Source organism: Pseudomonas sp. DF5, from assembly GCF_058148225.1.
Map to the genome: position 1 here is coordinate 106,996 of NZ_JBYVYM010000021.1, position 21,138 is coordinate 128,133.

At 59.7% G+C, this 21,138-nt stretch carries 19 protein-coding genes; 6 read left to right on the forward strand and 13 right to left on the reverse strand.

Translation table 11 applies throughout. The features are described from left to right. Positions 1 to 76: 76 nt before the first annotated feature. Genes ubiB through ubiE form a run of 3 tightly spaced genes read right to left on the reverse strand, consistent with a single transcriptional unit; the run spans position 77 to position 3,071 of the window. Positions 77 to 1,681, reverse strand: coding sequence for a ubiquinone biosynthesis regulatory protein kinase UbiB (gene ubiB / locus AC30D7_RS19670; protein WP_028939613.1), 1,605 nt, complete (start codon positions 1,679 to 1,681; stop codon positions 77 to 79). Further along, positions 1,678 to 2,301 (reverse strand): ubiquinone biosynthesis accessory factor UbiJ, encoded by a 624-nt coding sequence (locus tag AC30D7_RS19675; RefSeq protein ID WP_490135161.1) that lies wholly within the window; start codon positions 2,299 to 2,301, stop codon positions 1,678 to 1,680. The genes ubiB and AC30D7_RS19675 overlap by 4 nt, the downstream gene beginning before the upstream one ends. Next, positions 2,301 to 3,071, reverse strand: a complete 771-nt coding sequence (gene ubiE / locus AC30D7_RS19680) for a bifunctional demethylmenaquinone methyltransferase/2-methoxy-6-polyprenyl-1,4-benzoquinol methylase UbiE (RefSeq protein WP_007936800.1) — start codon at positions 3,069 to 3,071, stop codon at positions 2,301 to 2,303. Before ubiE ends, AC30D7_RS19675 begins: the two co-directional genes overlap by 1 nt. Positions 3,072 to 3,225: 154 nt before the next feature. Here ubiE and AC30D7_RS19685 point away from each other — a divergent pair, with 154 nt between their 5' ends. From AC30D7_RS19685 to AC30D7_RS19695, 3 genes are all read left to right on the forward strand, one after another. After that, on the forward strand, positions 3,226 to 3,501 hold the full coding sequence (locus AC30D7_RS19685; RefSeq protein WP_018929158.1) for a polyhydroxyalkanoic acid system family protein: 276 nt from the start codon (positions 3,226 to 3,228) through the stop codon (positions 3,499 to 3,501). Positions 3,502 to 3,728: 227 nt separating this feature from the next. Beyond that, positions 3,729 to 4,151: a phasin family protein gene (locus tag AC30D7_RS19690; RefSeq protein ID WP_018929157.1), complete on the forward strand. Its 423-nt coding sequence runs from the start codon at positions 3,729 to 3,731 to the stop codon at positions 4,149 to 4,151. 10 nt (positions 4,152 to 4,161) lie between these two features. Next, positions 4,162 to 4,983 (forward strand): phasin family protein, encoded by an 822-nt coding sequence (locus AC30D7_RS19695; RefSeq protein WP_490135162.1) that lies wholly within the window; start codon positions 4,162 to 4,164, stop codon positions 4,981 to 4,983. A 178-nt stretch (positions 4,984 to 5,161) separates the two neighbouring features. Here AC30D7_RS19695 and AC30D7_RS19700 read toward each other — a convergent pair whose 3' ends face one another. From AC30D7_RS19700 to AC30D7_RS19745, 10 genes are all read right to left on the reverse strand, one after another. Then, positions 5,162 to 5,782, reverse strand: a complete 621-nt coding sequence (locus tag AC30D7_RS19700) for a TetR/AcrR family transcriptional regulator (protein WP_019581845.1) — start codon at positions 5,780 to 5,782, stop codon at positions 5,162 to 5,164. 59 nt (positions 5,783 to 5,841) lie between these two features. Continuing rightward, positions 5,842 to 7,524, reverse strand: coding sequence for a class II poly(R)-hydroxyalkanoic acid synthase (phaC, locus tag AC30D7_RS19705; protein ID WP_490135163.1), 1,683 nt, complete (start codon positions 7,522 to 7,524; stop codon positions 5,842 to 5,844). A gap of 129 nt (positions 7,525 to 7,653) precedes the next feature. Continuing rightward, entirely contained in the window at positions 7,654 to 8,508 is an 855-nt protein-coding gene (gene phaZ / locus AC30D7_RS19710; RefSeq protein WP_490135164.1) for a poly(3-hydroxyalkanoate) depolymerase, read from the reverse strand. A gap of 133 nt (positions 8,509 to 8,641) precedes the next feature. Then, positions 8,642 to 10,321: a class II poly(R)-hydroxyalkanoic acid synthase gene (gene phaC, locus AC30D7_RS19715; protein ID WP_490135165.1), complete on the reverse strand. Its 1,680-nt coding sequence runs from the start codon at positions 10,319 to 10,321 to the stop codon at positions 8,642 to 8,644. Between the two features lie 254 nt (positions 10,322 to 10,575). After that, on the reverse strand, positions 10,576 to 10,956 hold the full coding sequence (locus tag AC30D7_RS19720; protein WP_018929151.1) for a gamma-butyrobetaine hydroxylase family protein: 381 nt from the start codon (positions 10,954 to 10,956) through the stop codon (positions 10,576 to 10,578). Between the two features lie 205 nt (positions 10,957 to 11,161). Continuing rightward, positions 11,162 to 12,502: an ATP-dependent protease ATPase subunit HslU gene (gene hslU, locus AC30D7_RS19725; RefSeq protein WP_490135166.1), complete on the reverse strand. Its 1,341-nt coding sequence runs from the start codon at positions 12,500 to 12,502 to the stop codon at positions 11,162 to 11,164. Positions 12,503 to 12,556: 54 nt separating this feature from the next. Further along, on the reverse strand, positions 12,557 to 13,087 hold the full coding sequence (hslV, locus tag AC30D7_RS19730) for an ATP-dependent protease subunit HslV (RefSeq protein WP_007936812.1): 531 nt from the start codon (positions 13,085 to 13,087) through the stop codon (positions 12,557 to 12,559). A gap of 231 nt (positions 13,088 to 13,318) precedes the next feature. Next, complete coding sequence (locus tag AC30D7_RS19735) at positions 13,319 to 14,029, reverse strand: SPOR domain-containing protein (protein ID WP_007936813.1); 711 nt, start codon at positions 14,027 to 14,029, stop codon at positions 13,319 to 13,321. Position 14,030: 1 nt separating this feature from the next. Next, positions 14,031 to 15,767 carry an arginine--tRNA ligase gene (gene argS / locus AC30D7_RS19740; protein WP_433784861.1) on the reverse strand — a complete coding sequence of 579 codons (1,737 nt, stop codon included), beginning with the start codon at positions 15,765 to 15,767 and terminating at the stop codon, positions 14,031 to 14,033. A 239-nt stretch (positions 15,768 to 16,006) separates the two neighbouring features. Beyond that, a complete protein-coding gene (locus AC30D7_RS19745; protein ID WP_490135167.1) occupies positions 16,007 to 18,226 on the reverse strand; it encodes a primosomal protein N' in 2,220 nt (739 codons plus the stop codon). 330 nt (positions 18,227 to 18,556) lie between these two features. Between AC30D7_RS19745 and rpmE the strand changes: the two genes are divergently transcribed. The 3 genes from rpmE to AC30D7_RS19760 all read left to right on the forward strand — a co-directional run bounded on the left by rpmE (position 18,557) and on the right by AC30D7_RS19760 (position 21,050). Then, positions 18,557 to 18,775, forward strand: coding sequence for a 50S ribosomal protein L31 (rpmE, locus tag AC30D7_RS19750; RefSeq protein WP_018929146.1), 219 nt, complete (start codon positions 18,557 to 18,559; stop codon positions 18,773 to 18,775). A 35-nt stretch (positions 18,776 to 18,810) separates the two neighbouring features. After that, on the forward strand, positions 18,811 to 19,599 hold the full coding sequence (locus AC30D7_RS19755; protein WP_490135168.1) for a thermonuclease family protein: 789 nt from the start codon (positions 18,811 to 18,813) through the stop codon (positions 19,597 to 19,599). A 182-nt stretch (positions 19,600 to 19,781) separates the two neighbouring features. Beyond that, complete coding sequence (locus AC30D7_RS19760; protein ID WP_019581853.1) at positions 19,782 to 21,050, forward strand: malic enzyme-like NAD(P)-binding protein; 1,269 nt, start codon at positions 19,782 to 19,784, stop codon at positions 21,048 to 21,050. The last annotated feature ends 88 nt before the right edge of the window (positions 21,051 to 21,138 follow it).

A 21,138-nucleotide genomic window follows, 5' to 3' on the forward strand; every position in this document is an offset into this window, starting at 1 on the left:
CGGGCTCTACTTCAATAGTTGAGGCCAATGTTCAAATTCAGCGTTCAAACAGTGTGCCAGCCGATGATCCAACTGGCTATCGGCGAACGACCAGATACAAGCCGATCGCCACCATGATTCCGGCGGGCCAATGCCCCAGTTCGTGCAACGGGCCACCGGCGGCGAGTATCGTGCCACCCGCCAGATGAGCGGTACCGAGCAGGCGCAGGAACACGTCGTCCTTGCGCCGGTGCCACGGAGGCGGCGGGTCGTTGGCGTGGGGTTGGGACATGCGCTCAAGCAGGTCGCGGGCCATGTTGGCCAGGTGCGGGAGTTGCTCGAACTGGCTCTGCACGTTGCCCAGCAAGGCTTTGGGGCTGACGCGCTCGCGCATCCAGCGTTCGAGGAACGGCTGGGCGGTGTTCCACAGATCGAGGTCCGGGTACAACTGACGACCCAGGCCTTCGATGTTCAACAGGGTTTTTTGCAGCAAGACCAACTGCGGTTGCACTTCCATGTTGAAGCGTCGAGCGGTCTGGAACAGGCGCATCAGCACCTGACCAAAGGAAATATCTTTTAAAGGTTTTTCGAAGATCGGTTCGCACACCGTGCGGATCGCCGCTTCGAATTCGTTGAGTTTGGTTTCTGCCGGTACCCAGCCCGAGTCGATGTGTAATTGCGCGACACGCCGGTAGTCACGCTTGAAGAACGCGAACAGGTTGCGCGCCAGATAGTCCTGGTCTTCCGGGGTCAGGCTGCCGACGATGCCGCAGTCGATGGCGATGTACTGCGGGCTCCAGGGCTGCACGGTGCTGACGAAAATGTTGCCGGGGTGCATGTCGGCGTGGAAGAAACTGTCGCGGAACACCTGGGTGAAGAAGATCTCCACGCCACGCTCGGCGAGCATTTTCATGTCGGTGCGCTGGTCGGCCAGGGTCGCGAGGTCGGTGACCTGAATCCCGTAGATGCGCTCCATCACCAGCACTTTCGGTCGGCACCAGTCCCAATAGACTTGCGGCACATACAGCAGCGGCGAACCGTCGAAGTTGCGCTTCAACTGGCTGGCGTTGGCGGCTTCGCGCAGCAGGTCGAGTTCGTCGTAGATGGTTTTTTCGTAATCACTGACCACGTCCACCGGGTGTAGCAGACGGGCGTCGGCCGAGAGTTTTTCCGCGGCGCGGGCAAGAATGAACAGCCATGCCAGGTCCTGGGCAATCACCGGCTTGAGGCCCGGGCGGATCACCTTGACCACTACTTCTTCACCGGTTTTCAGCTGCGCGGCATGCACCTGCGCCACCGAGGCCGAGGCCAACGGTTCGACGTCAAAACGTGAGAAGACTTCATTGATCTTCTTGCCGAGCTGCTCCTCGATCAGCCGGACCGACACTTGCGAGTCGAACGGCGGTACGCGGTCCTGCAACATCATCAATTCATCGGCGATGTCTTCAGGCAGCAAGTCGCGGCGCGTCGAGAGAATCTGGCCGAACTTGATGAAAATCGGCCCGAGGTCCTGCAACGCCAGGCGCAATCGTGCGCCTCGGCTCAGGTCCAGGGGCTTGCGCGGGAACCAGCGCCACGGCAATGCATAGCGCAGCGCCAGCAGAAACCAGGGCAATGGCAGGGCGAACAGCAGGTCATCGAGGCGGTAACGGATCACGACGCGCTGGATGCGCAACAAACGGCGGACGGCAAGCAGCTTCATGCGTTATCGCTTGGGTCGAGGGATCGGGAAAGGCGCTCGAAACGCGCCTCGAGACGTTCCAGATTGAGCTTGATCTGGTCCAGTTCACTGAAACGGGCTTCGGCTTCGCGCTGACCGACGAGGGTGCGTGATTCTTCGGCCAGGTACTCGCCCAGGTTCTGGTTGAGGCTGGCGAACCCTTGCTGATACCAGCGTGCGCGACTGCGCAGGTGACCGCCGACCAGTTGCGTGGCCACCGGTCCCAGCCAGCGCGAGAGTTCGTACTCCCAATCCAGTTCAAGGTCCTGCAGGATCGCAGCCAGTTCCAGCAGCACGCCGCTGTCGCCGTCGAGTTCGACTTCCGGGCCATGCAGCACGGAAGTCTTGTCTTTGCTCGTCGCCAGTTTCAGCAGGCTTGAGGCCGGTGCGCGCAAGGTGCAGTCGGCACCGGTTTCCCAGTGGGACGCCAGCATCAAACCTTCGTCGCTGGGCAGGATGAACAATTGCAGTGCCGGGCTACGGCAGTCGACGGCAATGACCTTGCCACTCAAATGCGCCAGCCGCGGCAGCGCCGTGCTGTCGAGACGCAGCACCCGGTTCAGACCGAGTTCAACGCTGGCGAGCAGGCCGGCCAGCAACATCAGGGTTTGATGCCGCGGTGCAGGGCGACGATGCCTGCGGTCATGTTGTGGTAGGTCACGCGGTCGAAACCGGCCTCGACCATCATCGACTTCAGGGTTTCCTGGTTCGGGTGCATGCGGATCGATTCGGCCAGGTAGCGATAGCTTTCCGAATCATTGGTGATCAGCTTGCCCATCAACGGCATGAAGGCGAACGAATAGGCATCGTAGGCTTTGGACATCAGTGCGTTGGTGGGTTTGGAGAACTCCAGCACCAGCAGACGACCGCCGGGCTTGAGCACGCGCAGCATCGAGCGCAGGGCATCTTCTTTATGCGTCACGTTGCGCAGACCGAAAGCGATGGTCACACAGTCGAAGTGGTTGTCCGGGAACGGCAGCTTTTCAGCATCGGCCTGGACGAATTCGACGTTGCCGGACACACCCAGATCCAGCAGGCGGTCACGACCGACCTTGAGCATGGATTCGTTGATGTCGGCCAACACTACCTGACCAGTCGGTCCCACAAGATGCGAAAACTTTTTGGTCAGGTCGCCAGTGCCGCCGGCGATGTCCAGCACACGGTTACCGGCACGCACGCCCGATAGTTCGATCGCGAAACGCTTCCACAGACGGTGCATGCCGCCCGACAGGAGGTCGTTCATCAGGTCGTACTTGGCGGCTACCGAGTGGAAAACCTCAGCGACTTTTTCCGCTTTCTGGCTTTCCGGAACGTTTTTGAAGCCGAAGTGAGTGGTGGGTTCGGCATCGCTGCCTTTGCGCTGATCAGTCATATCGCTGTCACCAAAAGAGAATGCGCGACATTCTAATCCCGGTGGCTTGCTTTGTCTTGGCAAGGCTGAAGGTAAGATAGAGAGAAACCGGGACGTTTTGACGCAGTAACGGTCAAGATGCTTCAGGAAGTGTCCATAAAGCAGGAGTCATTCGATGGCCCATATTAGTGTTGAGCGTGCCCATGGCCTGGGTAAGGAAGCGGCCCGCGAGAAGGCCGACAAGTTGGCGCAGAAACTGTCCGATCAATATGGCCTGGAGCCACAGTGGTCTGGCGACACGCTGAACCTCAAGCGCTCCGGTGTGAAAGGGGCGGTGCATGTGGGCGAGGATTCGATCAGGGTCGATGTCGAACTGGGGCTGTTGATGTCTGCCATGAGCGGCACCATCAAATCGGAAATCGAAAGGGCCCTCGACAAAGCCCTCGCGTGATGACGACCCGTAGGAGCGAAGCTTGCTCGCGAAGGCAGAGTTTCTGCCATCGAAGATGGTGCGGATGGACCGGCCCCTTCGCGAGCAAGCTTCGCTCCTACAGGTATTCCACGGCACGCAATTGTTGCGGTTGTTAGGGTGCCGTTTCTAATTTTTCTCCCTACTTTGTGCCTGAGCCCGACACTTTCGCGGGCAGTTCCTCAACCCTTCTGCGCGTGAGGTGGACCATGGCCAAAGTTATTGTGAAGAAAAAAGTCGACGTTGAGACCAACACTCTGAACGACGTCAGATCGTATGCCCGCAAGATCTGGCTGGCGGGCCTGGGTGCTTACACCAAGGTCGGTCAAGAGGGTAGCGAGTACGTTCAAGAGTTGATCAAGGCTGGTCAAGCTGTTGAAAAGAAAGGTAAAAAAGTAGTTGCTGAGAAACTTGAAGCGGCTAATGCCGAGATCGATGAAGCCAAGAATGAAGTGAGTACTTTCAAAGGCAAAGTCGAACTTCAACTCGACAAAGTCGAGAAGGCTTTCGATACGCGTATCGCAAGTGCCTTGAATCGTATCGGCATTCCGTCTAAACATGACGTGGAGACACTCTCTGCTAAGCTCGATGAGCTGACAGCATTGCTCGAACGTGTCGCGCGTAAATCTTAAGGAGAACGGGATGGCTGGCAAAAAGAATACTGAAAAAGAAAGCAGCTCGTGGATCGGGAAGGTCGAAGACTACTCCCGCAAGATCTGGCTGGCTGGTTTAGGCGTGTACTCGAAGATTGATACTGACGGCAGCAAACTCTTCGATGCATTGGTTAAGGACGGCGAGAAAGCCGAGAAGCTCACCAAGAGCGCTGTCGGCAAGACTGTCGATGCTGCCAAGGACTCCGCTTCGTCGGCCAAGTCGCGCATCAGCGGCGTGAAAGATCGCGCACTGGGCAAGTGGGATGAACTGGAAGGGGCTTTCGACAAGCGCCTGAACAGCGCCATTTCGCGCCTGGGTGTACCGAGCCGCAATGAGGTCAAGGCACTGCACAGCAAGGTCGACACCCTGACCAAGCAAATCGAAAAACTCACCGGTGCCAAGGTTGCGCCTGTTGCGGCGAAAACCGCAGCGGCCAAACCGGCAGCTAAAAGCGCTGCCAAACCATTGGCCAAGGCCGCAGCGAAACCTGCCGCCAAACCGGCAGCCAAGCCAGCAGCCAAAACTGCTGCTGCGAAACCTGCTGCCAAAGCGGCCGCTAAACCTGCTGCAAAACCTGCCGCTAAACCAGCAGCAAAACCAGCAGCTAAAACCGCAGCGGCCAAACCCGCTGCTGTGAAGAAGCCAGCAGTGAAAAAACCGGCAGCCCCGAAAGCGGCCGCTCCGAAACCAGCAGTGGCTGCCGCCAAACCGGCAACCCCGGTCAGTCCGGCGAACTCCGCTGCTGCGCCGACCCCTGCTGTAACCCCGACTGTCGCACCGACTCCATCGGCGCCAACCAGTCAGTCCTGATTTTCAGGACTCAAAAAAACGCCCGGCCTGTAAAGGTCGGGCGTTTTTGTTTGCGGATACATTCTAAATAGCACCACAGATCTACTGTGGGAGCGGGCTTGCTCGCGAAAGCGGCGTGTCAGTCGAGATCAATGTTGAATGATGCACCACTTTCGCGAGCAAGCCCGCTCCCACAGGGTTAGTCGTGTTCTTCCAGATACTGTAACGCCAACCGCTCGGTCGCGACTTTGACCGGCGGCAACAAGTGCGGCGCCACCAGCATCATGATCTGATACACCACCAGTCGTACTTCACCTTCACGGTCGAGAATCCGCTGATAGTCCAGCGAGAACAGCAATGTCATGGTGATTTGTTCCACCAGTTGCCCCAGCGCCTGGGTGTCGCTGACCAACTGCCCCTGAGCCTTCAACTGCGCCAGCAATGAAGCCAGTGTGCGCTTCAACGCATTGAGCAAGTTGCGTATCCCCTTGGCCAGTTTCGGCAGGCGGCCGGCAAGGTTCGACAAGTCCTGGAACAGAAACCGGTATTGGGCCAGGCGTTCGACGATCAGGTGCAGGAACAGCCAGTAATCTTCGGGTGCCAATTCCACATCGGACGGTGGATCGAGCAAGGGCGTCAGTTCGGTCTGGAAGCGTTCGAACAGCCCCAGGATCAGCGGCTCCTTGCCGTGGAAGTGGTAGTAGAGGTTGCCGGGGCTGATGCCCATTTCGTTGGCCACCTCCATGGTGGACACGTTCGGTTCGCCCTTCTGATTGAACAACTGCAGGGCACATTCGAGAATCCGGTCGCGGGTTTTCATCCAGTCTTCTTAATGGTCGAGTCAGGCCACGGCCATTGGCGGCCGTGGTTCATTGAACGTCAGCGCACGCGCACGTAAGTACCGGGCGCCGCCTCCATCGGTGGATAGTTCTGGTTGCCAAGGGTCATCAGGGTTTCGTGTTGAGTGCCGGAGCGTTCCTGAATCCAGCTCAGCCATTGTGTCCACCAACTGCCGTCGACGCGTTTGGCGTCGTAATACCAGGCCCGCGGGTCACTGCTCAGTTTCGGGTTTTCGACGTAGTTGGCTTTCGAGTTGTGAGGCGGGTTAAGAATGCTCTGCACATGACCGCTGCTCGACAGCACGAAGCGCCGCTCGCCACCCAGCAGCAAGGTCGAGCGATACACCGCATCCCACGGGGTGATGTGATCGTTCATGCCAGCCACGCTGAAACTGTCGACGGTGACTTTCTGCAGGTCGATCGGAGTGCCGCACACTTCCAGCCCGCCCGGATGATTCAGCGGGTTGTGCTTGAAGAAGTCCAGCAGGTCGCCATGAAACGCTGCCGGCAGGCGCGTGTTGTCATTGTTCCAGTAGAGGATGTCGAACGCCGGGGGCTCCTTGCCCAGCAGGTAGTTATTGACGAAGTAATTCCAGATCAAATCGTTGGGACGCATCCAGGCAAAAACCCTGGCCATGTCGCTACCTTCCAGAACACCCTTCTGATACGAGCGACGCTTGGCCGCTTCCAGCGTCTGTTCGTCGACGAAGAGGGTGGCCGGGCTTTCTATCTGACTGTCGAGCAGGCTGACCAGATAGGTCGCGCTGGATACCCGCCGCAACTGCCGCTTGGCCTGCAAGTGCCCTTGCAGCGCGGCGATGGTCAGCCCGCCGGCGCAGGCGCCCATCAGGTTGACGTCGCGGGAACCGGTGATCGCCCGGCACACATTCATCGCTTCTTCGGTGGCTTCGACGTAAGACGACAGCCCCCATTCGCGGTGACGCACATCGGGATTGCGCCAGCTGATCACGAAGGTCTGCAAGCCGTTTTTAAGGGCGAACTGGACGAAGCTGTTGCTTGGGCTCAAATCGAAAATGTAGAACTTGTTGATCTGTGGCGGCACGATCAGCAGCGGCTTGGAATACTGTTTTTCGCTCATCGGCTTGTACTGGATCAGCTCCAGCAATTCATTGCGAAACACCACGGAACCGGTGGTGGTGGCGACCGTCTTGCCGACCTCGAATGCTTGTTTGGTGACTTGTCTGGGCAAGCCATCATTGTGCAGCAGGTCGTCGAGCAGATGGCCGATCCCTCGCACCAGGCTGTGGCCGCCAGAGTTGAAGATCTCCTTGATCGCCAGCGGATTGAGCAGGGTGTTGGACGGCGCCACGGCGTCGTTGATCAAGGCAAATGCAAAGTGGGCGCGGGCGCGGTCGTCCGGGCTCAGGTTGCTCTCGTCGATCCAGTTTTTGACCTCCTTCTGCCAACTCAGGTAGGCCTGCAAGCTGCGGCGATAAAAAGGGTTGAGGCTCCACGTCGGATCGGCAAAGCGACTGTCTTGCGGATTGACCGGGTGCAGGGTCTCACCCAGCAACACGCGGCCAAGTTGGCCGCCCAGCTTCAAGGCATGCCGGGCCGTGTACACTGGATTGCGCAGGCCGTGGGCGGCCAGGCTGCGCAAGGTTGAAAGCAAGTCCCGGCCGCGCAGACCGGTAACCGCACTCTGTGCGTTGATGAATGCAGCGGGAGTGGGCAAGGCGCCCTTCGCTGGTTTGTCGCGCATGAGTCAACACTCCTTCGTCATCAGGCCAAAAACAAACTCACCGAACAAATCACCATAGACGTTGTTGCGGATTGTTGCGCGGTACGACGTCCTGTCGACGCTCTTTTCCTGAACCAAAGCCGGAGCCGGTCAATTGCCCGATGGCGCCGGATGCGGATGCATCACTGCGCGCTGACGTTCCTCTTCGAGAAACTTCATGATGATCGGTGCCACCGCCTCGGCCCGGGTTATCAAGAACAGATGCCCGTCGTCGATGATGTGCAGTTGGGCATTGGGAATTCGCCAGGCCAGCATGCGCATATTGATCAGCGGGATCAGCGGGTCATCGTCGCCGGCCAGCACCAGGGTCGGTTGATGGATCTTGTGCAGCCAGTGAATGCTGGTCCAGCCGAAACCGGCGAACAGTTGCCAGTAATAACCCAGTTTGCCTGCCGAACGGACTCTGGAGGCGTGGCTGGCAGCCAGGGTCGGATCGCGACGGAACGAGCCGCCATAGATCATCGGCGCGATGCGAATCACATGGGATGGCTGGATGTAGCGCCGCGGGCTGGCCATCATCCACAGCACTTTCGGCTTGCCCGGAACCATCACTGTGCCGGCCGCCGTGGCTGCCAGCACCAGCTTCTTGCAGCGCTCGGGATAGTCATAGGCAAATTGCTGCGCCAGGGCGCCACCCCATGACACGCCGATCACATTGACCTGCCCGTAATCGAGATAATCGAGCATTCGCGCCGTCAGTTTCGCCAGGCCCGAAAAGCGATACGGCCGGCTGGGCGTCGATGAGCCGCCGACACCGGGGACGTCGAAGGCGATGACTTCCAGGTCCGGATCCAGCGCTTGGACGAACGGAAATATCAGCTCCAGGTTGGCGCCGATGCCGTTGAAAATCAGCAAGGGCGTCAAGTGAGGCTTGCCGGGGCGTACCGCAGTGCGGAGGGTCTGGCCATCCAGGTTGACGGTACGGAATACGAACGGTTGCGGCATGCACGAAGCCCTGTAGTTTTAAACGCTGATCGGGCCATCCCGGGCCGTCGCAGAATGTTCGAGGCTGGCCTCGAGGCTGATTAATAACAATCGCGGCACTTCCCAGTGCCGCGGACTGCGAGTTGTTTGAAGCTCAACGTTCGTGCACATACGTGCCCGGCGACGCTTCACCCGCGGGATAGGCCTTGTTGCCAAGGTTGGCGGGGGACTTCTTCAGTTTGCCCGAGCGTTCGGCCTGCCACGCCTGCCAATGCAGCCACCAGGAGTCGGTGTGCTTGGTGGAGTTTTCCATCCAGTCCTCGGCCTTGACCGGCATGTCGGTGCTGGTCATGTAGCGTGCTTTCGGGTTGCCGGGCGGGTTCAGAATGCTCTGGATATGTCCGCTGCTGGACAGCACGAACTCGACCTTGCCACCGAACAGTTGTGCCGACTTGTAGCAGGACTTCCACGGGGTGATGTGATCGTTGGTACCGGCCAGGGAAAAGATGTCGGCATCGACCTGTTTGAGGTCGATCGGTGTGCCGCACACTTCCAGTGCGTTGGGGCGGACCAGTGGGTTGTTTTTGAACATCTCGATCAGGTCGCCGTGGAAAGCAGCCGGGAGGCGAGTGGTGTCGTTGTTCCAGAACAGAATGTCGAAGACCGGTGGCTCATTACCCAGCAGGTAGTTGTTGACCCAGTAGTTCCAGATCAAGTCGTTGGGGCGCATCCAGGCGAAGACTTTCGCCATGTCGCGGCCTTCCAGTACGCCGGCCTGATAGGAGTGGCGCTTGGCGGCTTCGAGGGTCTGCTCGTCGACGAACAGGGCGACGTCGCTGTCGAGGGTGGTGTCGAGCACGCTGACCAGCAGTGTCAGGGCGTTTACTTTCTTCTCGCCGATCGCTGCGTAATGACCCAGCAGGGCAGTGCAGGTGATACCACCGGAGCATGCGCCGAGCATGTTCACGTCTTTGCTGCCGGTGATCGCGGTGACTACATCGACCGCTTCCTTGAGCGCTTCGATGTAGGTCGACAGACCCCACTCGCGTTGTTCCTTGGTCGGGTTGCGCCAGCTGACGATGAACGTCTGCACGTTGTTGCGCAGGCAGAAGCGCGCCAGGCTCTTGTCCGGGCTGAGGTCGAAAACATAGAACTTGTTGATTTGCGGTGGCACCACCAGCAGTGGGCGTTCATGCACTTGCTCGGTGATCGGCTTGTACTGGATCAGCTCCAGCACGTCGTTGCGAAAGACCACCGCGCCTTCGGTCACGCCCAGGCTTTTGCCCACTTCGAACGCGCCCATGTTGACCTGGCTCGGCATGCCGCCGTTATGGATCAGATCCTTGGCCAGATGGGAGAGGCCGTCGAGCAGGCTTTTGCCACCGGTTTCGAAGAAGCGTTTGACCGCCGCCGGGTTGGCTGCCGTGTTGGTCGGGGCCATGGCTTCGGTCATGAGGTTGATCACGAAATGCCCGCGAGCAACGTCCTTGGGCGAGAGATTGCTCTTATCGATCCAGGTATGGAGCTCCTTGCGCCACGCCAGATAAGTTTGCAAATAACGTTTGTAGAGAGGGTTCTGGCTCCAGGCCGGGTCGAGGAAACGGCGGTCGTCGCTTTGCGGTTGAAGCTCGGATTTTCCGAACAGCACGTTCTTGAGTTCGATGCCGAAATGGGCGACGTGCCTGGCACTGTGGATGGGTTGTCTGATGGCCTGGGTCAGCACCATTCGGGCAGAGCCCAGTAGATCCTTTCTACGCAGCCCAACAACAGGATTCAGTCCCAAGGTATTTTCTGAAGCCTGGAATTTCAGGTCATCGTTTTGCTTGTTACTCATCTACGACGCTCCATTGTCCTGAGGCGAGTACCTGAGCCCAGCTGTGTAGTCACACAATGCGCCAGGTACTACTGCTCGGGTGACCGTTGATTGCATAGCTGCTTTTCAGTTCAGAGAGCACTGCACGGAACTTGCCAGCTCCATTGGTTACCCGAGTTTAATTTTTTTCGCAAGCGGGCCAATCGTTGACCCGGCAGCCAAGCATTCAAACAGATGGAATTAGAAAATGCCCTCTAAATACCTCGAGGCCTGACCTAGAGCATCAGCTTGACGACCGACTCGTTCGGATCACGGGTCTTTCCAGCCGCTTTGAGTTCGGCAAGATAATCGTTCCACAGATCCTCTTGGCGCACCGCCAACTGGTACAGATATTCCCAGGTGAACAGGCCGCTGTCGTGGCCGTCGTCGAAGGTCAATTTCAGTGCGTACTGACCGGCTGGTTCGACCTTGCTCAGGCCTACGCCGATCTTGCCAAATTGCAGGATAGGTTTGCCGTGGCCCTGGACCTCGGCGGAAGGAGAGTGCACGCGAAGGAATTCTGCGGGCAGGTGATACTCCTCGCCGGACGCGTATTTGAGCGTCAGGGTTTTCGAGGCTTTGTGCAGTTTGATGTCGGTGGGGAGTTGGGTCGTCATGGGGCCGATCTTCCGTTTGTATGAAGGCCCTGTGTCGGCGGGTGATTTGTGGCGAGGGAGCTTGCTCCCGCTCGGCTGCGTAGCAGTCGTAAATCCGGCGAATGAGGTCTTGTAGATAAACCGCATTCACCGACTTTGGGGCCGCTTCGCGACCCAGCGGGAGCAAGCTCCCTCGCCACAGAAGCCCGCTCACACAGAATGAGACCTACAGGATATAACGGGACAGGTCTTCGTTCTGTGCCAATTCGCCCAAGTGGCTGTTAACGTAATCGGCATCGATCAGGATCGGCTTGTCCTCGTGAGTGCTGGCCAGATCACCGGCGCTGAACGACACCTCTTCGAGCAGGCGCTCAAGCAAGGTGTGCAGACGACGGGCGCCGATGTTCTCGGTCTTCTCGTTGACCTGCCAGGCGATCTCGGCGATACGCTTGATGCCGCTTGGCTGGAACTCGATCAGCAGCCCTTCGGTTTTCAGCAGCGCGCAATACTGCTCGGTGAGCGATGCATGCGGCTCACTGAGGATGCGTTCGAAATCTTCCGGGCTCAGGGCCTTGAGTTCGACCCGAATCGGCAGGCGACCTTGCAGTTCCGGCACCAGATCGCTCGGCTTGCTCAGGTGGAACGCACCGGAGGCGATGAACAGGATGTGGTCGGTCTTGACCATGCCCAGTTTGGTGTTGACGGTGCAGCCTTCGATCAGCGGCAGCAAGTCGCGCTGTACGCCTTCACGGGATACGTCGACGCCACCGGTATTGCCGCGTTTGGCGACCTTGTCGATTTCGTCGATGAACACGATGCCGTGCTGTTCGACAGCTTCCAGCGCCTTGGCCTTCAACTCTTCTTCGTTGACCAGGCGACCGGCCTCTTCGTCGCGAACCAGTTTCAGCGCTTCCTTGACCTTGAGCTTGCGGCTCTTGCGCTTGCCCTTGCCCATGTTGGCGAACAGGCTCTGCAACTGGTTGGTCATTTCTTCCATGCCCGGTGGCGCGGAGATATCGACGCCGGTGATTTCGGCGACTTCGATTTCGATCTCCTTGTCGTCCAGCTGACCTTCACGCAGGCGTTTTCGGAACAGCTGGCGGGTGTTGGAGTCCTGGGCCGGGGCGGCGTCTTCGTTGCTGAAACCCATACGTGCCGGTGGCAGCAAGGCGTCGAGGATGCGCTCTTCGGCGGCGTCTTCGGCGCGGTGGCGAACCTTGGTCATTTCCTGTTCGCGCAGCAGCTTGATCGCCGCGTCCGCCAGATCACGAATGATCGATTCGACGTCGCGGCCGACATAACCCACTTCGGTGAATTTGGTCGCTTCGACTTTGATGAACGGCGCATTGGCGAGTTTGGCCAGGCGACGGGCGATCTCGGTTTTACCGACGCCGGTCGGGCCGATCATCAGAATGTTCTTGGGGGTGACTTCGACGCGCAGCTCTTCGGGCAGCTGCATCCGGCGCCAGCGGTTGCGCAAGGCAATGGCGACGGCGCGTTTGGCATCGTCCTGGCCGATGATATGGCGATTGAGTTCGTGGACGATTTCACGGGGGGTCATGGGCATAGTAATTGGCGGTCCTCAAGCAAAAGTGAGCCGTGGCGCTAGGCCAAGACAGGCTTACTCAGCGAGATCCTGCTCCTCGATGGTGATGTTGTGGTTGGTGAACACGCAGATGTCGCCAGCGATGCCCAAAGCGGTTTCGACGATTTCCCGGGCCGACAGGTCGGTCTTTTTCAACAGCGCGCTGGCCGCAGCCTGGGCGTAGCCGCCGCCGGAACCCATGGCGATCAGGCCTTCTTCAGGCTCAACCACGTCACCGTTGCCGGTGATGATCAGAGAGGCATCCTTGTTGGCGACCGCGAGCATGGCTTCGAGGCGGCTGAGGGAGCGGTCAGTGCGCCATTCTTTGGCGAGTTCGACAGCGGCGCGAACCAGGTGGCCCTGATGTTTTTCGAGTTGGCCTTCAAAACGTTCGAAGAGGGTGAAGGCGTCAGCGGTAGCCCCGGCAAAACCGGCGATAACCTGACCGTGGTACAGGCGGCGAACTTTCTTCGCGTTGCCTTTCATCACGGTATTACCGAGCGAAACCTGGCCGTCGCCGCCCATGACGACTTTGCCGTGGCGGCGAACTGAAACGATGGTGGTCAAGGGAGAGTCTCCACGCAGCGGGGCGAAAATGCCTTATGCCAACTCATATGGGGGTGGTGGAGCGTTTTTCAACTGTAGGACGCGGCGGGGGACGAGCGGTGGTGGGCAGAGATGAATGTGTTGTCTGTTCTGACGCCTTCGCGGGCAAGCCTCGCTCCTACAGAGATTTACGTGATCCTGTAGGAGCGAGGCTTGCCCGCGAAGAACGATGACGCAGTGTCCTTGACGAAATTAGCGGCTCTGGCGTTGTTGTAACAACAGGTTACTGAAGCCACTGCCCGCCAATTGTTTCTGGGCGGTGGTCAGTTGTTCGCGGTTGCTGAACGGGCCGACCAGCACCCGGTACCAGGTCTCGTCCTTCACCGTGCCGGATTCAACCGCCACGGCCTGACCCAGCAGGATGATCTGCGCCCGAACCTTGTCGGCATCGGCTTGCTTGCGGAACGAACCGGCCTGCAGGAAGAACTTGGTCACTGGCGCCGCTTTAGCCACCGGTGGCGCTGGCGGCGGAGTGATGCCGGCCAATGCCGCCTGAGCCCGGGCGGTGTCGATCTTCGCCGCTTCCGCAGGCGTCACCGGCGTGGTCGGCACGGCCGGCACTTGTGGCGTCGGCAGGGTTTTCTCCGGTACCGCATCCGGCGGCACGATCACTTCCGATTCCGGCAGCAAGGTGTAGAAGTCGTACTTCGGCTTCACCGGTTGCGTCGGGCTCGGCGGGGTCTTGTTGGCTTCGGCGATCTTGGTCGCTTTCTGCTGTTGCTCGACCTTCTCGCGCTTGACGCTGTCACTGCCCTTGCCCGGCTCCAGCTTCATCAGGAACACAATGAACGCGCCGACCGTCAGGCCGATGGCCATCCACAGCCAGCCCGGGATCGGTTGCTTTGCAGGAGCTTGGTAACGGCTGGCGCCACGCTTGGGTGCAGGTTTTTTCTTGGCAGCCAACTTACATACGCTCCAGAGTTTCCAGACCCAAGAGTTCCAGGCCTTGCTTGAGAGTGCGGCCGGTCAACGCAGCAAGGCGCAGACGGCTCTGCATTTGCGCCGGGGTGTCGGCGCTGAGGATCGGGCAGTTCTCGTAGAAACTGGAGAACAGGCCGGCAACATCGTACAGGTAGGTGCAAAGAATGTGCGGCGTGCCTTTGTCGGACACGTTATTCAGGATTTCGCCGAACTGCGCCAGTTTCGCCGCCAGCTCATGTTCGTGCGGCGCTTCAAGGACGATTTGTCCTTCGACTTCGCTGAAGTCCTTGCCAAGTTTGCGGAACACGCCGGCCACTCGGGTGTAGGCGTACAGCAGGTACGGTGCAGTGTTGCCTTCGAAGTTCAGCATCAGGTCGAAGTTGAAGCTGTAGTCGCTGGTGCGGTGCTTGGACAGGTCGGCGTACTTTACCGCGCCAATGCCCACAACCTTGGCGATGTTGCGCAACTCGTCTTCGGCCAACTCCGGGTTCTTCTCCTTCACCAGTGTATAGGCGCGTTCCTGGGCTTCGGTCAGCAGGTCGATCAGCTTCACGGTGCCGCCGTCACGGGTCTTGAACGGACGGCCATCGGCGCCGTTCATGGTGCCGAAGCCCATGTGTTCCATTTCCATCGGATGGGTCACGAAGCCGGCCTTGCGGGCGACGGCGAACACTTGCTGGAAGTGCAGGGCCTGGCGCTGGTCGACGAAATACAGCGCGCGATCGGCCTTGAGCTTGCCGCTGCGGTAGCGCACAGCCGCCAGGTCGGTGGTGGCATAGAGGTAGCCGCCGTCGGCCTTGACGATGATCACCGGCAGCGGCTCGCCGTCGGCGTTCTTGAACTCGTCGAGGAACACGCATTGAGCACCGTTGCTCTCGACCAGCATGCCTTTGGCCTTGAGATCGTTGACCACGTTGATCAGGTCGTCGTTGTAGGCGCTTTCACCCATCACGTCGGCCATGGTCAGTTTGACGTTCAGCAGTTCGTAGATTTTCTGGCAGTGGGACAGCGAGATGTCCTTGAACTTGGTCCACAGGGCCAGGCAGTCCGGGTCGCCGGCTTGCAGCTTGACCACCAGGCCACGGGCGCGGTCGGCGAACTCTTCGGATTCGTCGAAGCGTTGCTTGGCGGCGCGGTAGAAGTTTTCCAGGTCCGACAGTTCGTCGCTGGTGATCGGGTTTTCCTGCAGATAAGCCATCAGCATGCCGAACTGGGTGCCCCAGTCGCCGACATGGTTCTGACGGATCACGGTGTCGCCGAGGAACTCCAGCACCCGGGCCACGCCGTCGCCGATGATGGTCGAGCGCAAGTGGCCGACGTGCATCTCTTTGGCCAGGTTCGGGGCCGACAGATCGACTACGGTGCGCTGCACCGGGCCGGCCTTGCGTACGCCGATGTGGTCGTCGGCCAGGGCCGCGTCCAGGCGGGTCGCCAGGGCTTGAGTGTTCTGGAAGAAGTTCAGGAAGCCAGGGCCGGCAATTTCGGCTTTGGAGACGTTTTCGTCAGCCGGCAGCGCGGCGATGATTTTCTCGGCCAGGTCACGGGGCTTCATGCCGGCCGGTTTGGCCAGCATCATCGCGATGTTGCTGGCGAAGTCGCCGTGGGTCTTGTCACGGGAGTTTTCCACCTGGATCGCCGGCGACAGGCCTTCAGGCAACACACCTTCGTTGACGAGTTGGGTGATGGCTTGTTGGATCAGCTGGCGAATGGTGTCTTTCATGGTCTTCTCTTTCGACCGCAGGCGCGGCGGCGCTTCAGTGCGCTGGTGGAAAAACTGGGCATTATCCGTTGCGAAGACGGGCTTGCCAACTATAGCGGGCAGGTTATGGATATGTGGTGACTATTCGACCGCTATCGCGGGCAAGCCCGGCTCCCACACGGGTTCTCGGGTGTTCATATATTCAGCGTCCACCTCGAACCCCTGTGGGAGCGGGCTTGCTCGCGAAAGCATTCTTCCAATCAATACAAATCCACAGGGTCTACATCCAAAGACCAACGCACCGCCCGCCCACTCGGCATCTGTTCCAATGCCAGCAGCCAACTGCTCAACAATCGATGCAGCGGCGCTCGGGCTGTGGCTTGTAGCAACAACTGCGCGCGATAACGTCCGGCCCGGCGCTCCATCGGCGCTGGTACGGGCCCCAGCAACTCGATGCCGGTCAGATGCTGTTCGGCCAGCAGTCGCTCGGCCTCGCTGCACGCTTCATCCAGAAAGCCTTCGGCCTGCCCCGGTTTATGCGCTTCGGCCCGCAGCAGCGCGAGATGTGCAAATGGCGGCAACCCGGCGGAGCGGCGTTCGCTCAATGCCTGTTCGGCAAAGGCGAAATAGCCCTGCTCGGTCAGTTGCACCAGCAGCGGGTGGTCCGCCAGGTGCGTCTGGATGATCACTTTGCCCGGCTCTTCGGCACGGCCCGCGCGTCCGGCGACCTGGACGATCAACTGCGCCATGCGCTCGCTGGCGCGGAAGTCGCCGGAGAACAACCCGCCGTCGGCATCGAGAATCGACACCAGTGTCACCCGAGGAAAGTGGTGCCCTTTGGCAAGCATCTGTGTGCCGACCAGAATGCACGGCTGGCCTTTCTGGATGGTCGCGAACAACTGATTCATCGCGTCTTTGCGTGAAGTACTGTCGCGGTCGACTCGCAGCACCGGGACGTCCGGAAATAGAATCCCCAGGCGTTCCTCGGCACGCTCGGTGCCGGCGCCCACGGGTCGCAAATCGACTTTGCCGCACTTTGGGCAATGCCGAGGCACGCGCTCGACGTAGCCACAATGATGGCAGCGCAATTCGCCCGAGCGCTGGTGCACGGTCATTCGCGCGTCGCAACGCTGGCATTCGGACATCCAGCCGCAATCGTGGCAGAGCAGCGTCGGGGCGAACCCTCGGCGATTGAGGAACACCAGCACCTGCTGGCCGGCGGCCAGCGTCTGACCGATGGCTTGCTGCATCGGCCCGGAAATGCCGCTGTCCAGTGGACGACTTTTCACGTCCAGGCGCAGGAAGCGCGGTTGCTTGGCACCACCGGCGCGCTCATTCAGGCGCAGCAGGCCGTAACGGCCGGTGTAGGCGTTCTGCAGGCTTTCCAGCGAAGGCGTGGCGGAGCCGAGGACAATCGGGATGTTTTCCTGCCGGGCGCGAACCAGTGCCAGGTCGCGGGCGTGGTAGCGCAGGCCTTCTTGCTGTTTATAGGAGCCGTCGTGCTCTTCATCGATGATGATCAGGCCGGGGTCCTTCATTGGCGTGAACAGCGCCGAACGGGTGCCGATAATAATGTCGGCTTCGCCATCCCGCGCGGCTAGCCAGGCGTCCAGGCGCTCGCGGTCGTTGACGGCGGAATGGATCAGCGCGATGCGCGCATTGAAGCGCTGCTCGAAGCGCGCCAGGGTTTGCGGGCCGAGGTTGATCTCCGGGATCAGCACCAGGGCTTGCTTGCCGGCCTCAAGGGTTTCGCGGATCAGCTGCAAATACACTTCGGTCTTGCCGCTGCCGGTGACGCCGGCCAGCAGGAACGCGTGATAACTGTCGAACCCGGCGCGAATCGCTTCATAAGCGGCGCGCTGCTCCGGGTTGAGCGGCAATTCCGGTTGTGCCAGCCAGTGTTCGTGGCGAGCGCCGGGCGCGTGCCTGCGGATGTCTACCTGCACCAGATCCTTGGCCAGCAACAGATCGAGGCTGTCCTTGCTCAGCATCAGTTTGCTCAGCAACTGATGGGCGACGCCGTGGGGATGTTGCGCCAGGGTCGCCAAGGCTTCACGCTGCCGCGGGGCGCGGGCGATGCGCGGGTCATCGAGGCTGGCGCCGGGCGCGGCGGACCAGAATCGCTCCTGGCGGGCTTCGGCCAGCTCACCCTGACGCAGCAATACCGGCAGCGCCCAGCTCAAGGTGTCGCCGAGGCTGTGCTGATAATACTGGGACGTCCACAGGCACAACTTGAACAGCGCGGGTGGCAGCGGCGGTACGGCATCGAGCAGGGCCAGCGCCGGTTTGAGCTTTTCTGTCGGGACTTCGCTGTGGTCGGTGATCTCCACCAGAATTCCGATCATCTCCCGCCGGCCGAATGGCACCCGCAAACGCATGCCCGGGTGTAACTGGGCGCGCAGGACTCCGGCCGGGGCGCGATAGTCGAACAGGCGGCGCAGGGGCGAAGGCAGGGCGAGGCGCAGAATGGCGTTGGGCACGCGATTGTTTTCTCGATAGGGGAGCGATGACGAAGGCCGGGAGCCTAGCAGACGGTCGGATTTGTGTCCTCCATCAGGAAAGCGTTCAAGTGTTGACGAGTGGATTTTAATGCCAGGCAAGGCGCTACGACGACTCATAGCGCGCTATGGGGAGGAGTAGCAACGCAGCATGGCGTTAAAAGACGCCGTCAACATTGAACAGTCTTTCCTGATGGAGGGCACCCACGACAGCTTGCGTGTTTGCAAAGGTCTGGTAGAATCCGCGGCCTAATTACGTGCGGTATTCAACAATAGTGTTGGGTGGCGGCACGCTAGCCTGAGGAATACACCATGAAAGCTGATATCCATCCAGAATACCCAGCAGTTGCTGTTACCTGCAGCTGCGGCAACAAGTTCGAAACCCGTTCGACCTACGGCAAAGCCCTGGCGATCGACGTTTGCAACGAATGCCACCCGTTCTACACCGGTAAGCAAAAGACTCTGGACACTGGCGGCCGCGTTCAGCGTTTCGCAGACCGTTTCGGTGCTTTCGGCGCGAAAAAGGCCTAAGGCCGATCAACTTGGGAGGCCGTTACGGTTTTTCCATGCTGATGAAAAAGGCGTCCCTCGCGGGCGCCTTTTTTATGTCTGCGATTTGGCTTTCCGCTGCCCAGGCCTTCTGCCCGGCGCCGAGCGGGCTGACGTCAGTCGCGGTGCAGCGGGTGGTGGATGGCGACACCTTGCGCCTGAGCGATGGCCGCAGTGTGCGCATGATTGGTTTGAACACGCCGGAGCTGGGCAAGCAGGGTCGTTCCGACGAGCCGTTCGCCGTGGCCGCGCGCAAACGCCTGGAAGCCCTGGTGGCCGCCAGCGACGGGCGGGTCGGTTTGCTGCCGGGTAAAGAAGGCAAGGACCATTACGGTCGCACCCTGGCCCATGTCTACAGCGTCGATGGCGCCAACCTCGAAGCGCAGATGCTTGCTGAAGGCCTCGGTTTTCAAGTGGCGGTAGCACCGAACGTCGATTTGGTCGGCTGCCAGCAAGCGGCGGAACGCAGCGCTCGTCAGGCCGGTCTCGGGCTGTGGCGACAGTCACCTGTACTGAAAGCGGAGCAGATCAACGCGTCTGGCTTCGCCGTGCTCAGTGGTCGTGTGAGCAAGGTTCAGCGCAATCGTGGCGGGGTTTGGATCGAGTTGCAGGATTCAGTTGTATTGCGGGTTGCACCCAATATGCTGGGGCAATTCGATGGCGCATCGTTGGAAAAGCTCAAAGGCAAGCAAATCGAGGCTCGTGGCTGGGTAGTGGATCGTTCGCGCCGTGGCGGACTGAAGCCCGGACAGGCGCGCTGGCTTTTGCCGCTGACCGATCCGGCGATGTTGCAGGTCGCACCGTAAGAAAAATTGTAGACATTTATTCTATAGATTGTGAACAGTCTATCCCTTGTATTCCGTGGCTCTTGGCCCAAAGTCGTAGGGCAGGGCGCTTGACAGGGGTGACTGGTCAGTCTTGTGGGGACTTTGCGACACGAGTATCCTCGGCGGTCCGTCTGTCCAACAGTAAAAAGCGGAATGCCCACATGTCTGATTTGAAAACTGCCGCTCTCGAATATCACGCCAATCCTCGTCCAGGGAAGCTGAGTGTCGAGCTCACCAAGGCCACTGCTACCGCCCGCGACCTGTCGCTGGCCTACAGCCCCGGCGTAGCCGAACCAGTACGCGAAATCGCCCGCGATCCTGAACTGGCCTACAAATACACCGGCAAAGGCAACCTGGTTGCAGTCATTTCCGATGGCACCGCGATTCTGGGTCTGGGTAACCTCGGTCCATTGGCTTCCAAGCCAGTGATGGAAGGTAAAGGTGTTCTGTTCAAACGCTTCGCCGGTATCGACGTGTTCGACATCGAAGTCGACTCCGAAAGCCCGCAAGCCTTCATCGACACCGTCAAGCGTATCTCCATCACCTTCGGTGGCATCAACCTGGAAGACATCAAGGCGCCTGAGTGCTTTGAGATCGAACGCGCTCTGATCGAGCAGTGCGATATTCCGGTATTCCACGATGACCAGCACGGTACTGCGATCGTGACCGCTGCCGGCATGATCAACGCCCTGGAAATCGCTGGCAAAACCCTGGCTGACGCCAAGATCGTCTGCCTGGGCGCCGGTGCTGCCGCCATCTCCTGCATGAAATTGCTGGTGAGCATGGGCGCCAACATCGAAAACATCTACATGGTTGACCGTACCGGTGTGATCCACTCCGGCCGTGACGACCTGAACCAGTACAAGGCCGTCTTCGCTCACGCGACCGACAAGCGCACCCTGGCTGACGCACTGGAAGGTGCTGACGTGTTTGTTGGCCTGTCCGGCCCGAACCTGCTGAGCGCTGAAGGCCTGAAGTCCATGGCGGCCAACCCGATCGTGTTCGCATGCTCGAACCCGGATCCGGAAATCTCCCCGGAACTGGCGCACGCCACTCGCAACGACGTGATCATGGCCACCGGCCGTTCGGACTACCCGAACCAGGTCAACAACGTACTGGGCTTCCCGTTCATCTTCCGTGGTGCCCTGGACGTTCGCGCCAAGCGCATCAACGAAGAAATGAAAGTGGCTGCCGCCAACGCCCTGCGTGAACTGGCCAAACTGCCAGTGCCTCAGGAAGTGTGCGACGCCTACGGTGGCATCAAGCTGGAATTCGGTCGTGAGTACATCATCCCGAAACCAATGGATGCCCGTCTGATCACCGTGATCTCCGATGCCGTAGCCAAGGCTGCGATCGAGACCGGCGTGGCGACCCTGCCGTATCCGAAGAACTACCCGCTGAAAAGCGTGGATGACGTGTTCAACGGCTAAGCCGTTGTAGCGCTTCAACCAAAGGCCCCGGCTCATTCTGAGTCGGGGCCTTTTTGTATCTGAGGGGTTTGCAGGCAGGCAATAAAAA